Below are 14,363 nucleotides of genomic sequence, written 5' to 3'. Positions count from 1 at the left end.
TCCGCCAAGCGAGATGGCGAACTGTTCTCGTGTTTCAGTCGGTCAAGTGTTTCAATCGGCCAAGCGGTTCATTCGTTTTGCGTCACGAATTCCAGGCGTCGCCGATTCGGTTGCCGTCACAGACCGGTGACTGCTTCGGGGGCGGGGTCATCTGACTTGGTCTCGATCGCGTCGGTCAAGTTCGACTTCTTTGCACGGACCGGGAACGTGTCCGCTTCGATGCTGCCGAGTGGTGAGACAACGACAAAGCTGTCACCGTTGATGGATTGATCGGGCACTTCGCAAATCCAAAAGTCAGAGCTTCCGCCGACCGAAGACAGCAAATCGATCGGGCGGATGTCTTGGCGAATCACCAAGCGTCCGGGGGACCATTCTTCGGGAACGAAGGCAACTTCCAGTTCGGCCTCCGGTTTGGTTTCGGACTCATCATCGGTTGACTCCGCGTTCTCTGTCTTTGCGACGCTGTCATCGGTTTCCGTTTTGGATTCGGCCACCGCGTTTGACTCGTTCGTTTTCTCTTCCTCTTCCGCGACGTCCAACACGGATTCATCCGGAATGAATTCCCAAACTCGGTTGCCAGGTTTGAGGGCTTCGGATGGCAAGATGACCAGAGGCACGGCGGGTTGAAGTTGCAATTGCAAGCGAACGAACATGCCGCGAACCAGTGCGGTCGGTCCGGTGGAGATGACGTTCTCTTCAGTGGGACGCTTCGTCGACTCGTCATCGCCTTGACGTTGGACGTCAAACATTTGAGGCTGATCAACGACAACGCGAACGGGAACGGTACGAGTTTGTTCGTCCAAGCCAATTCCGTCGTAGCCGATCAGTTGCCCGTCCCAGACGTAAGTCACATCGTCTCGTCCGGACAGTTGGTATTGAACCTTCACCTCGGTGGGCGGCAGTTTGTAACCACGGTGAGCACCGTTGGCGGGTGCGTTGAGTTCTTCGATCGGCGATTGCGACGTTTTTTGGTTCAGCACCCAATACAGTTGATCGGTTCGTAAGCTGGTTGCGACTTCGACTTTGGAGGTGTCTTCCATCGTCACGACCGGGTTTCCTCGAGCGACGAACGTATTGAGCTCGGCTTGTTCGCTGGCGATGACGCCGTCAATTGGAGCTCGGATTTCGGTACGTTCCAGATCGATTCGAGCTTGTTTCAATTGCGTTGCGGCAAGTTGCTCGGCGAGCTCCAATCGGGCGCGTCGTTTCTTCAGCAAATCGATTTGGTTTTGGTAGGTCACCTTTTGCTGTTCGGCTTGCAGGACAGCTCGGCGGGCCGCGTCAACGTCCCGGCGGGCGGCGAAGTCCTCGGGCAACGAATCGAGACGTTTGACTTCTCGGCTTTGGAGCTCGATGTCAGCGTCTGCGATCTCCAGTAAGCGACTGGCATTGATCAACTCTTGGTCGATTTCGTTGATCGACTCGTATTCGGATTGCTGGGTTTGTTCTAGCCGACGAACTGTGAGTTCATAGTCGGTCGGATCGATTCGCATCAGCACGGTGCCGGCGGTGACGTACTGGCCGGCTTCGCATTGAGGCGACTTTTCGATGATCCGTCCGGCAACTTCGGTCGCCAAGACGACTTCGCGAAAGGGAACAACCGTGCCATCGGTGTTCAGGTGCAATGTCTTGCCACTGTCGGCGAGTGACTGCGTCGGTACGACATCGACGGCGGGCAACGCTTGCAGTCGACCGGCCAGCGATGTGTCGGCAGCTGGGCGAGTGGATGGTTGGACGGCACCAAGGAAGAAGACCAACCCAATCGCCGCACTGAGTAACAGCAGGGGAATGCCGATGTTGAACAACAGCCACGAGAACACGTTGGACGAATCGATTAATTGGACCGTGTTCGTGTCCTGCTTGGGCGAATCGACTTCGATGCCATGTTCGTAGGACGATCGCGATGGTTCGGCAGGCGGTGGCGCGGTCGTCGTCGACACCGAGGACGCTTTGGCATCTGCGGATAATTCGTCTTCGGTCATCGTGGGTGTCGGCTCGTTATTGTTGACAAGAGACATCTTGAGGCTCGTTGAGCGGCGATGGTTTGAGAAGCTTGTGTTGATCGATCACGTTTTGGTCGCCACACGCTGCCAAGGTGGACGCGGTGATCTGGCGACACAACGAATCCAATCCGTAATGTGTTTCCATCAATTCCGGTGAAATCAAATGAGCCATCACGGGACGGCCGATTCGATAGTGAAGGCATTGTCCAACGACGCCGAGTGCCAACTGAGGCACGAGGGCATCGGTTTGCCAGCTCGATTTCGCGTCGAGCGGTGGAAGCAGCGATTGGATCGTTTTGCACAACGCGTCATACAGCGGTCGGAAATAGCCGCGGATCATGCCTTCGATGGCGGGCGTTGGGTGTTGCATCTCACGCATCATCAACATGGCTTCCCAACCGGTTTCGTCCGCGGCAAGCATTCGTGAAAGCAAGGTTCGAACGAGCAGTTCGAGATCCTGTTGCGGCGTTCCTTTTCCAACCACCGGGGTCGGATAAGCACGCTCGCGTTTTTCGCGGATGGCGGTGATGACGGCTTGGTACAAACCCATTTTGTCGCCGAAGTAGTAGCTGACGGCGGCAACATTGACGTCGGCGATGTTGGCGATCTCTCGGACGGTGGCGCGATCGAAACCTCGCTCGGCAAAGACCGGTCCGGCCGCGGCCAACAATCGTTGGGTCGGATCAGTCGTCGAGGATTCGGGTGAATCTGCCATGAAAACGGGTCAAGTCGTGTTGTCGGACGAGTTTTCTCTGGCAATCATGATTCAAACAAGCGTTTGAAACAAGTGTTTGAATTGAGGTAAATATTGGCAGGCAGGAACGTCTCACTTTGCAACGAGACATTTGCGATCTCAAGTCTGAATGCGTATCGAATTGAATCGAGGCACCCAAATGCCGTAGAGCACGACTTTAGGGCGTGTGGCCAGCCGCAGCGCGATGTGCGGCGGCCAATCGAGCAGATTTGGCTCCGCAGCCAATTGGTCAAATTGTCGCTGAATCTTTGGACGCTGGAGCTTTCGGTACTGAAGCCTTGGTTGCTGGGGCTCCCGTCACTCGTGCTCTCGTCACGGGACGTGAGCGAATTGCAGCCGTCCGGGTTCGCGGTGAATTGTGAGATGACCAAGAGGTTCGCTTCGAAGCGAGTTCTGTCGAATAACTGACCGTACGATGGACTTCCAAGTCCGTCGATCCACCAGCATCTGCGTGATTAAAGAATGTCCTGAAAGGAATTGGCTCAACATCTGAAAGTTGGCGTGGACGGCTGATGCAAACGATCCGCTCAGAGAACTTCAAACATCCGCCGAAGTGCGTCGCGGTGGGCTTCTTCGTCGAACGGATTGGCCAGTGGTTGAGGGGCGGCGTTGGCAGCGGACGCTATTTGGTCGGATGACGGAGCTTCGCCGGAGGGCTGGGGAGCGTCAGTTGATTCGGCGGCGATGGATTGGCCGGACGTTTCGAATCGCTCGAACGTTTCGCTGTGTTCGAAGCCGCGGGCGATGCGTGAGGTTCCATCGGATCCGTTCCACTGGGTCAGCGAGTCGGTGGTGTGCCAAGTGCCGCCAGGTTGTGTGACATAGATACGGACCGTGTCATCGCCGCCGGCGGAGGCCTTCGCGGTGACATCGTCGAATCCGATTGCCGTGGCTCGATAGCCGCTGCTACTGATCGTTGCTTGAGTGTGCGAGATCGACATCACGTCGTCGGCGGCGGAGTCACCGAGGTCGGCGGAGTCATGACCACCGGCTTCGGCGTAGGCATAGACTCGCTCAAATCCAAACACGGCTTGTGTCTGCGTGTCGCTGCGAAGCGAACTGAATTGGGGGCGGATGACCAAGCGATCGTCACCGGCTGAATCGTTCAGGTGCGCGGAGTCTTCGCCGCCGGAGGTTGCGTGGGCGAATAGTTTGGGAACGTTGTCCACTCGGAACTCAAAGCCAACGCCGGACATGCGAGCCGTTTGGCTGGACGCGTTGAGCACGTCGTCGCCGGTGCTGTCGTACATCGTCGCGTGGTCGAGTCCGCCTCCGCCGACGAAGGAGATGTTTTCGAAACCACGAATTTCTATGACGCCGCCGAGAAATGTCAGGCGACTGACCCCGTCTTCGCTGCTGGGTGGACGAAGAAGCAGGCTCTCGGCTTCGGCGGATCCCATGATGCGAAGCACGTCACCGCCGGCTCCGCCGTCGATGACGATCGGTTCGGTCATGTCGAGTGTGTAATTGCCGCTTGAATCGGAGAGCAGTGTTTCACCGTTGATTCCGCCGCCAACGGAAGACGTGAGCCCTCGCAGGTCCAAGACAACTTCGTCGGAACCGGAGGTGCCCTGGTAGTCGCTGACCAGCGAACTGGCCGGTGGAGTGGGATCGGGAGTTGGGGTGGGCGATGGTTCCGGAGTCGGCTCGGGCGTCGGCGTGGGACTAGGAGTCGGGTTGGGTGCCGGCGTGGGCTCGGGAGTTGGTGTGGGATTCGGTTCGGACACGCTGAATGCGAGAGCGGCTTCCAGGTTCAACGTTTTGTACTGAATGCCAGTGACCGGATCGGTGTGCTGATCGGCGGTGTCGTTGAGTCGAGCCAGGATGGAGTCGACGGTCGGTGACATTCCCGCATCCGTCATGGCTTGGCGAACCAGCGCGGAAGCACCAGCGATTTGTGGGCTGGCCATGCTCGTGCCACTGAGCAATGCGTAGTCGTTGGCGAATCCATCTGCGCCATAAACATGTTCGGGAACGCTGCTGCGAACGGCTTGTCCACCGGTGGTCAGGATCCCGTCTTCACGCTGTGAGAAATCACTGAGCATGTTGTTCGGATCCACTGATCCGACGCCGACCACGTACTGGCTGGATGCCGGGTACATCAACGCGTCGGCGTTCTGGTGGTCCATCGTCGCGTAGGAATTGCCCGCTGCGGCGAAAACCATGATGTTGTTTTCGTACAGTGTTTGCAGTTCGTCTTCGAGCATTGCCATCGCGTCGAATCGATTGGCGTCGGTGAGCTCGGTTCCCAGCGACATGTTCACTGTCGTGATTGGGTTTTCGAACGTGTCGTGGTTTTCGATCACCCACTGCAGCGCGGATTCGATCCACTGAAGGTTTCCGTTTCCCGCATCGTCGAAGACTCGTAGTCCGACCAAATCGGCTCCGGGAGCGAGACCCTGGAAGGCTTCGCCTGAATCCAAGTAGCCATCGCCCCCGAGAATCCCGGCCACGTGTGATCCGTGATATCCGGCCGGAGCGTCGTCGTATGGATTGTCGTCGTTTTCGGCGAAGTCATAGCCGCCAACGACTCGGTAGCCGGGCCCGTAGCCTCCGCCCAAGGCGATGTGGTCGTAAGCGATGCCGCTGTCGATGACCGCGATGGTTTGCCCGCTTCCATCCAAGGCATCTGAATCAGTGTCGTCGGCGAGTACTCCGCCGTCTTCTCTCAAAGATTGGGCTTGATCGAACAGTGACCCTGACGATTGGCCGTCGACGAGGCTGTCGAAATTCAGTCCGGAGGCACCGTTGGTGGCGGGATTGGCATCTGATTGGGTGGGTAGGTCGCTATTGGAGGTGCCAGGCAGCAGTGGGCCGGCGGCAAACGCGTCCGCGGCGGTTGCGTCGGTGATCGGTGTGATTGCGGGGGCGACAGGAATGGAAGCGGGTGCTGCCGACTCGGCGAGCGGGATCGGCTGGACATCGGCGGAGCAAGCTGGCAGTGGCTGGGTCGGATCCGCCCATTCGGCGAGCCAAGCTCCCATCAGCGATGCAGACAAAGCCAATCTTTCTTCGCAGGGCTGGATTGCCGGCGAGGGCAGTTCCAGGGTGTCGGAATCCGTCGCGTTTGGATTCGATGGCGAATGAGATGGATTGGACATCTGCGGAGTCGGCTTGATTCGGTTGACATGGAAAGGTTTTTCAAAGGTAGGTCATAAAAAATTGCCGGCACCCGAGAGCTGGGGGGCGAATTGTGACGCGCTCGCCTTCGCCGCTTTTTCGATGAGATTTGACGTTGGTGGATTGGGCAAGGAGCGTCATCGGAAACGGCTGTCGTCATTTTTTGGGTTTTTGATGAGCTCCATTGGAACTTTTTGCCCTCACAATCCGTCCAACCGCGACCAACCCATCGTTTTTGTTCGCTCGGACCAAGCAAAGATTGATAAAGGCGGTGGTCTAGGTAAGATGGCCTTGCTTTTCAAATTTTCGCACCCGCCCAAAGTTTTTGGATTACGCTGGCGGTCCCGACCGTGGAAGCGGTCTGCGGGAGCCCGTTCTAACTTTGCGCGGACGCTGAAATGCCCGTCGATATCGGGGCATTTTGACGAACGCGAAGACCCATCACATCGACCCAGCCCAACCATTCGAATTGCCGAGAAAACAGATGAAAAATCTGCGTCAACTGCTTCGCAGCGTGAGTCCATCGTCATCACGAAAGCGAAGCGAAGACCGGTCGCGCTCCAATCGTTCGAACAAGCGTCGTCTGCTCAGCGAATCGCTTGAAACTCGACAACTGCTGGCCGGTGACGTTCCCTCGGTGGTCGATTCCGCTCCTGAAGGCGAAGCCACATACGCGGTCGCCCATAATTACTGGCGTGCCTACGATGTTGACAACAACAAGTATGTGACGGCACTGGACGCGTTGATGGTGATCAACCACCTCAACAGTCACGGCGAAGGTGAGCCGCTGTCAGACTCGGACGAATTCACTGGTTTCGTCGATGTGACCGGTGACAATCGAGTGACGGCCTTGGATGCCCTGAGCGTCATCAATGCTCTGAATCGCGGTGAAGGCGAAGCGGACATGCCGCTGGTTGAATTTGTGCTGGCTGCTCGCAATCTGGATGACACGCTGGTCGACAACACGACCGGTGCAACGGATGTCTTGCCTGACGACGATGTCGAACTGACCTACAACGTCGACGTCAACGAAGTCTTCAAATTGGAAGTCGGCGTCAAGGATTTGCGTGGGTTCAGTGCAACGGGTGTGTTCCGTGCAGTGACCGACATCATCATCGACCAGTCGGACGTGCTTGAGCCTGCCGTTGGCGAAGTTCAAAGCATTGTCTTCGACAACACGGTGCTCAACTCTCCGCTTGAAGGCAACATCACGTTCTCGTTTGCGGATAACCCGTCCGTTACTTTGACGCGGTCTTTGAACGACTTCATTGGCGGCAGCCTGGCGAACGGCTCGAACAACCTTGAAGAGATCATTGCCCAGCTAAGTCCTCTGGTCGGATCAGCTGATGATGTCGACGTATTGTCGAGCATCAACTCAAGTGCAGGTGGTCCAAGCGGTGGAGGCTCCTACACAATGGAGATCAACTACAGCGGTCCTGACTTGATCAACGTAGATGTACCTCAATTGCAGGCTGTCTTGGAGGTCAACGGCACCGCCCAACCAGTTAGCCTGTCACAGATCAACGTTCAGAACCCAGATGGTTCTTTCAACAGCACCCCGATCCTCCGTGCGTTGGAATTGAACACACGGAATGCGGGAAATGCCGGTGTCTACGGGCAGACCCGTTCGTTTGGCTCGTTTGAGCTCGACGAGGATTTAGGAAACGGTTTAGTTGATCTGTTTGACGAAATCGGCGTGCTTGGCCCTGGTGACAAAAGTCTGGCTCAGGAGTTGGGCTCCGAGTACAACCCCAATCTGGCTTATGACGCCTTCAGTATTCCAGTCCGTGCTGTCGTTCCGGCGACTGGCGTCAGCGTGAGCTTGGATGCTCCCGATGAAGGTGACAAGGTTCTGATTTACGGTACCGAGGTCGGCAAAGAGAGCGTGCCTGACAACATGATTCAGTTGGACGCTTCATCGCGATTTATTCTGAATGTGAATGGTGTTAACACAGGCCTGACAGCTGCGAACAGCACGCTGAGTTTGACCGAAGATGATCCGGCAACGACGATTGATCTAGCGACGTTGAACTCGGGTAATCCGAGCGGAACCACCTACGCGATCTCGTCTGCGACTGAAAATCTAGGCGACTTCGCTCTCAACGGCAGTGTCATTACCTACACGCCGGACGCCGATGCATTTGGTAGCGGCGACCAACTGATCTACACCGCGAGTGATGGTACTGACACGGTTACCGGCACGATCGCTGTCACGATCGCAGGTGTGAACGATGCACCAACATTGGTCGATGACACGGCAACAGTCGAGCAAGGTGAAACTGCCCAAATCGACGTTTTGGCCAACGACAGTGCTGGCCCAGGCGAGAACAATGCTGACTTGGTGCTGCAGAATCCCGCGACCGCGGTGACCACTGCAAATGGCGGTTCGGCCATCATCGCCAACGGACAGATCAGCTACACCGCACCGGCCGGATTCTCTGGTTCGGATTCGTTCACTTACACAGTTGCTGATGGTGCGTTGACGGCGACCGCAAACGTGGTTGTCACGGTTACTAATAGTCAAACGGGCATCAATGCGGCAGATAAGACGATCACCATCGACGAAGACAACGGCGGTGGAGTCACGAGCGAAGTCCTGGTCGCTGACCTTAGTGCAGACAACCTGATCACGATCAACACCGGTGGCACCACCATCACGCTGGACTCTGCGGTGATTACGTCGGGGAACGGCACTGTACGGACCGATGGTGATCAGATCTTCTTCACTCCGGATCAAGACGATTTCGGCACCACGACGATCACCTACACCGCTAGCAACGACGGTGCTGAGGGCGGCAGTGATACGGGTGTCATCACGGTCAATATCACGGCCGACAACACGGACCTGACCGCCACAGCGGATGACTTCAGTGTCAACGAAGGTGCAACGGTCACGTTGGACGTGCTGGCGAATGATTTCGATGGTCCAGGCGAAACCGGTGTGCTGACGATCACGTCGGTCGGCACTCCGAACTTCGGAACCGCGACGATCACCCAGAACGGCACGCGAATCAGTTACACCTCGACCGGTTCGGCATCCGACGGCGATGATTCCTTCACTTACACCATCAGTGATGGCCAAGGTGGTACCGCGACAGCTGTTGTGAACATCGATATTCAAGATGTCTTGGATGCTCCGATCGCCGGAAATGGATCGGAAACCATCGATGAAGACTCCGGAACGTTCACGTTCAACCTGAATGATTTGGTCACACTCGAAGGAACCGATACGGTCACCTTCAGCAAGGTCAGCGGCACCGACGCGATCGGAACATCGTCGGTCGCAGCGAACGGTACATTGACCTTCAACCCAGTCTTGAACGCCAATGGCACCGCGACAATTGTTTATCGTGCGACCAGCACGCAGGGGTCGCAGTTGTCCGATGAGGGCACTCTGACGATCAACGTGACACCCGTTAACGATGCTCCAACGGCCGCGGATCGCACCGTCACCGTGTTGGAAGACAACAGTATCGACATTGATCTGAATGGCGATGTCGCTGACGTCGACAGCACTGGTTTGGTGATCACCGTAGCTTCCAATCCAAGCAATGGCACAGCCACCGCGATTGGTAATGGCCAAATTCGTTACACGCCGGTCGCTGACTTCAACGGGCAGGACTCGTTCACCTACCAAGTCACCGATGGCGATTTGACCGCGACCGCGACGGTCACCGTCAATGTGACCGATGTGATTTCGCCGCCGGTTGCCAACAACGGCTCGTTGTCGGCCACCGAAGATGGCGGGGCAGTGACGTTGGATCTGTCGACCTTGATCAACCTGGATTCGGGTGATTCGGCGACGGTCACGATCACCACAGCACCTACCAACGGCAGTGCAACTGTTAGCGGCACCTTGGGTGTTCTGACCAACTCAACGTTGTCATACACACCAAGTGCTGATTACTTCGGAAGCGATTCCCTCGTTTACACGGTCACCAACTCACAAGGTGCGACCGACACTGGAACGATCAGTATCTCAGTGGCCGGTGTGAACGACGCACCCGTTGCAAGCAACGACACCGCGACAACGGTCCGCAACCGAGCGGTCACGATCGACGTGCTCGCAAATGATTCACTGGGACCTGACAACGAGAATGAAACTGCGACGGTTACCGTGCCAAATCAACCGGCCAACGGAACGGTCACGGTCAACGCTGACAATGAGCTCGTCTTCACGCCAGCGACCGACTTTGTTGGCACCACGACAATCACTTATCAGCTCAGCGATGGCGATCTGACCGATACCGCAACGGTTGAGGTCACTGTCAACGACTTCAGCCCATCGGTCATCTCTGGTCAGTTGTTCGTCGACCGGATCATGAACATCCGCGACGTGATCGACAATGGTGCCGATCCAATCCGCAACGGTGTTCGAGATCCGGGTGAGACCGCTCTTGGTGGCGTCGCTGTTCGGTTGGTGTCTGCCGCTTCAGACAATGAATTGGGCGTCGATATCGACCAAGTCGTGCTGACAAATTTGGATGGTGAGTACACCTTCGAAGACGTCGCACCGGGCAGTTACCAGGTGATGTACAACTTGCCTAACAACGCGGTCGCTGCAGGTGAAGCTGCCGACGGAATCATTCCAATCGAAATCGGTTCTGACGGTGGAGCGTCGCCTGTCGGATCGTTCGCTTTCGCGACGTTGGGTGACGCGGGACAGGGCAACAGTTCCATCTTGTCGACCAACACCAATGGAGGCAACGGTTTGCCAAGCGGAGTTGATCCGGGCGAAGGTGGATTCATCAACCTGGTCGACGGTGCACAAACGATGTTCTTGGCCGGCAGCGGGTTCGAGGGAGTCGCCTACGCTGAATTGGCGATGAACCGCAACAACGATGCGGCCTTGCTGACGATCATCGAAGAAGATGGTGACGTCCGCACCGCTCAGGTCGACGGCGATCACCTGCGAGTGAACCGAAGCGGCACATCCGTTCAACTGCTCGGCGGCGTGGACGATTTTGACTTCGACGCCAGCCTCGAAGATCTGGTTGAAAGCGAGTACCCCGCTTTCCGCGACGCGATCGATATGATCCTCGGCGATAGCTGAGTTTCATTTCGGACGATCGAATAACGAAAGCCCCGTCGGTTCAATCCGGCGGGGTTTTTTCGTGTTGTACACCTCAATGAACACCTTTGGCTTGCGCACAATCGTCACAACCGGCAGGGACGACGCGATCGGCTAGCTTTCCCGACTTGATTCGAATTACCCGAAAGGAAACAACTTCGATCCCCCCGGGCGCGAGTTATATAAGTTGCGACGTGGAGTTCGACTCGAGCTCCGGCACAACCAATAGTCAATTTTGGGGGGGCACAACTTTGCAATGGCCCTCGCTCTTTTCGAACCCTTTGAGGTAACCCCAGTGAAGAAGTTGTTTTACTCTTTCGCGATTGCTTTGACCGCAATGGCTTACGGCACGACCGCCAACGCACAATGTTGTGGCGCACCTGTTCCTGCACCCGCTTGTGGCGGATGTGGAGCAGTTGTTTCTGCATCGCCAGCCGAAGGTGCTCCTGCTGCTGACGCATCGGTAGCTCCCGCAGCTGTTGCTGAAGGTTGTGGCCCTGCCATGACGACGCAAACGATCATGGTGCCTCAACAGGTCACCGAGATGCAAACGGTCACCGTGACCGAAATGAAACAAGAAACGCGCCAGCGCAACTACACCGTTGTGAAGTCGGTGCCTCGCACTGAGACTCGCACTCGCACCGTCACCAAGCAAGTTCCTCGTCAGGTCGTGAAGACCGAGGAATACACCGTGATGGTTCCGTCGACCAAGACGGAAGAGTACAGCGTGCAAGTTCCCGTGACGACAGAAGTCGAACAGACTTACACCGTCATGGTTCCAAAGAAGAGCACCGTCGAAGAAACCTACACGGTTCAAGTTCCCGTTACGACGGAAGTCGACGTGCCTTACTCGGTTCAGGTTCCTTACACCGAAACCGCGACTCGCACCTACACCGTCAACGTTCCTTACACCGAAATGGTTTCGAAGAACTACACGGTTTGTGTGCCAGTGACCGAGCACGTCGAGCGTAGCTACACCGTTCGTGTTCCTTACACCGAACAAGTTGCACAAACTTACACGGTTCGCGTTCCTTACACCGAAACCGTTGAGCAAACCTACACGGTTCAAGTTCCTTACACAGAAACGTTGACCGCTTCGCGTACCGTTTGCAAACGCGTCCCAGTGACGAAGACCCGTACTGTCTGCAAAGACCTCGGTAGCTATCAGTGCGTGACAGAAGAAGTTCCTGCCAGCAATGGTTGTGGATCGAGCTGTGGCGGATGCGGATCGTGCGGCGGTTGCTCCGACGCATGTGGTTGCGGCAACAGCTGTGGCGGATGCACTCAAACGATCACCAAACGCGTTTGGGTTCCAAACTTGGTCAGCGAAGAAGTTCCTTACACCGAGTATGTGAGCGAGCGTTCGGAAGTTCCTTACACCTACACCGTCACCAAGTGCCGCACTGAAACTCGCACTCGTCCTGTGACGGTTTGCAAGTACCGCAACGAAACGAAGACCCGTATGGTCAACGTTACCAAGTGCCGTTTGGAAACTCGTACTCGTACGGTTCCAGTGACTCGTATGACACGTGAAGTTCGCACCCGTCAGGTTGCTGTTCGTCGTTGCCGTCAAGAACAACGCACGCAAGAGTACCAAGTCACCAAGTGCCGCACTGAGCAACGCGTTCGTAAAGAACAACGTACCAGCTACACCAGCGAAACTCGCACTCGTTCGAAAGAAGTGTGCACGATGGTTGCCGAAACTCGTACTCGCATGGTTCCTCAAACGACCATGACGACCGAAGCTCGCACTCGTGAAGTCACCGTCATGGTTCCTGAAACCAAGACTCGTGAGTACACCGTCACCGAGTGTGACACCGTCACCGAAGAAGTTCCTTACACGGTCACCGTGATGGATCAAGTTGAAGAAGAAAAGACCGAAGACTACACCGTTTGCGTGCCTGTCCAAGTCCAAAAAGAAGTCGAAGTCACCAAGACGATCATGGTTCCTCAAACGGTTGAAGTTCCCGTTTCGGGCGGATGTGGATCGGCTGCTGGCAACGGCGGATGCAGCGGTTGCGGTTCGGCCGCACCAGCCGCATCGGGCTGTGGCTGCTGAATAGCGGTCTTCGACAACTCGTCGAATTAGAACGATCTCTCACGTTCGCGTGAGTTCGAATGAGGCCAGCAATCTTCGGGTTGCTGGTCTTTTTTCGTTTCTTGCTTCCTGTTTCGCCGTCAGTGCCGTGATTGACGCCTTTCGCGACGTTCCCGCGATGCGGGGCATTGCTGAATGAGTCTCGCTTCGTTCGGATACGCCAAGCCGAGGCGTTAGAATGAAACGAACCCGACACATCGACGGAGGGATAGCATGAAGATCACATTGGTCGGAACAGGACGGGTCGGATCGGCGATTGCCTTTGCATTGACAATCAATCCGTTAGCCAGCGAGTTGTTGTTGCTGAATCGTTCGCGCGAGAAGGCCGAAGGCGATGCGTTGGATTTGACGCATGCCGCGGCGCTCGTCGACAGCAACATGAAGATTCACGCGGGTGAAATCGCGGATTCAAAAGATTCCGACGTGATCATCTTCACCGCGTCGGTTCCGTTTCGGTATCCAAACCAAACGCGATTGGAAATGGGGATCGACAACATGCCCATCCTTCGCAAGTGGATGCCAGCCTTGGCGGAGGCGAGCCCCAACGCGATCGTGCTGATGGTCAGCAACCCCGTCGACGCGCTCGCGTATGAAACGATCCGCCTTACCGGCTTTGACCCCAAACGCGTCATCGGCACCGGCACTTTGGTTGACAGCATTCGCTACAGAGCTTTGTTGTCGACTGAGCTGAAAATTCACGCTCAAGACATTCGAGCGTACATCTTGGGCGAACACGGCGACACGCAATTCGCGGCTTCGTCGATCGCTATGACCGGCGGTGAACGGTTTTACCCAAGCGACACGTCGCGGCGAATGTTTGAAGAAACCAAGGCGATGGGGTACGAGGTGTTTCGCCTGAAAGGGCACACGTCGTATGGCATCGCGATGGCAACGATCACCATTCTGGATAGCATTGCGTATGACCTGCGCCACACGATGCCGGTCAGTGTGTTGGTCGACGGATACTTGGGCGTGGAAGACGTTTGTCTTTCTTTGCCGGCCGTGATTGGCCGCGAAGGAGTCACTCGCATATTGCACCCCACTTTGTCCGAAGACGAAGAAGCCGCGTTTCGTAAATCGGCTGAAATCGTCAAGCAGACGCTGGCGGAGATGGAAGCCGGGCAGTGAGTGTTTTGGCGAAGGCTATTGAGACCAACGCTGGGCTGTCCAATCTTCGGTGTTGACACCGGAATTGGCATGGATTCTTGAGGCGGTTTTCTGTCTTCGGTCACCCCTCCCTCGGCGAAGGTCGCGCAGTTTGTTGATGCAAGTATTTATGCTGCTTTCTCGTACTGCACCTCTCCCGAAACGAAGTTC

At 56.2% G+C, this 14,363-nt stretch carries 6 protein-coding genes; 3 read left to right on the top strand and 3 right to left on the bottom strand.

Going from position 1 to position 14,363, the window contains the following annotated elements; translation table 11 throughout:
• Positions 1-116: 116 nt before the first annotated feature.
• The 3 genes from RE6C_RS12240 to RE6C_RS12225 form a co-directional block, all read right to left on the bottom strand.
• Entirely contained in the window at positions 117-1,982 is a 1,866-nt protein-coding gene (locus RE6C_RS12240) for an HlyD family secretion protein (RefSeq protein ID WP_008656960.1), read from the bottom strand.
• 16 nt (positions 1,983-1,998) lie between these two features.
• Complete coding sequence (locus tag RE6C_RS12235; RefSeq protein WP_008656959.1) at positions 1,999-2,718, bottom strand: CerR family C-terminal domain-containing protein; 720 nt, start codon at positions 2,716-2,718, stop codon at positions 1,999-2,001.
• A 566-nt stretch (positions 2,719-3,284) separates the two neighbouring features.
• Positions 3,285-5,858 (bottom strand): S8 family peptidase, encoded by a 2,574-nt coding sequence (locus RE6C_RS12225; RefSeq protein WP_008656957.1) that lies wholly within the window; start codon positions 5,856-5,858, stop codon positions 3,285-3,287.
• Between the two features lie 503 nt (positions 5,859-6,361).
• Between RE6C_RS12225 and RE6C_RS12215 the strand changes: the two genes are divergently transcribed.
• The 3 genes from RE6C_RS12215 (at position 6,362) to RE6C_RS12205 (ending at position 14,174) form a co-directional block, all read left to right on the top strand.
• A complete protein-coding gene (locus tag RE6C_RS12215; protein ID WP_236618151.1) occupies positions 6,362-10,930 on the top strand; it encodes an Ig-like domain-containing protein in 4,569 nt (1,522 codons plus the stop codon).
• A gap of 313 nt (positions 10,931-11,243) precedes the next feature.
• A complete protein-coding gene (locus tag RE6C_RS12210) occupies positions 11,244-13,007 on the top strand; it encodes a hypothetical protein (RefSeq protein ID WP_008656955.1) in 1,764 nt (587 codons plus the stop codon).
• A gap of 252 nt (positions 13,008-13,259) precedes the next feature.
• Complete coding sequence (locus RE6C_RS12205; protein ID WP_008656953.1) at positions 13,260-14,174, top strand: lactate/malate dehydrogenase family protein; 915 nt, start codon at positions 13,260-13,262, stop codon at positions 14,172-14,174.
• Positions 14,175-14,363 lie beyond the last annotated feature (189 nt).

The organism is Rhodopirellula europaea 6C, from assembly GCF_000338295.1.
GTDB lineage: Bacteria > Planctomycetota > Planctomycetia > Pirellulales > Pirellulaceae > Rhodopirellula > Rhodopirellula europaea.
The sequence above is the reverse complement of the archived record's forward strand: the minus strand, read 5'-3'. Positions and strand labels throughout refer to the sequence as shown.

Bases quoted from the DNA above. Each gene is read 5' to 3' on its own strand.
- RE6C_RS12205 (WP_008656953.1), top strand. From the start codon at position 13,260: ATGAAGATCACATTGGTCGGAACAGGACGGGTCGGATCGGCGATTGCC.
- RE6C_RS12240 (WP_008656960.1), bottom strand. From the start codon at position 1,982: ATGACCGAAGACGAATTATCCGCAGATGCCAAAGCGTCCTCGGTGTCG.
- RE6C_RS12235 (WP_008656959.1), bottom strand. From the start codon at position 2,718: ATGGCAGATTCACCCGAATCCTCGACGACTGATCCGACCCAACGATTG.
- RE6C_RS12215 (WP_236618151.1), top strand. From the start codon at position 6,362: ATGAAAAATCTGCGTCAACTGCTTCGCAGCGTGAGTCCATCGTCATCA.
- RE6C_RS12225 (WP_008656957.1), bottom strand. From the start codon at position 5,858: ATGTCCAATCCATCTCATTCGCCATCGAATCCAAACGCGACGGATTCC.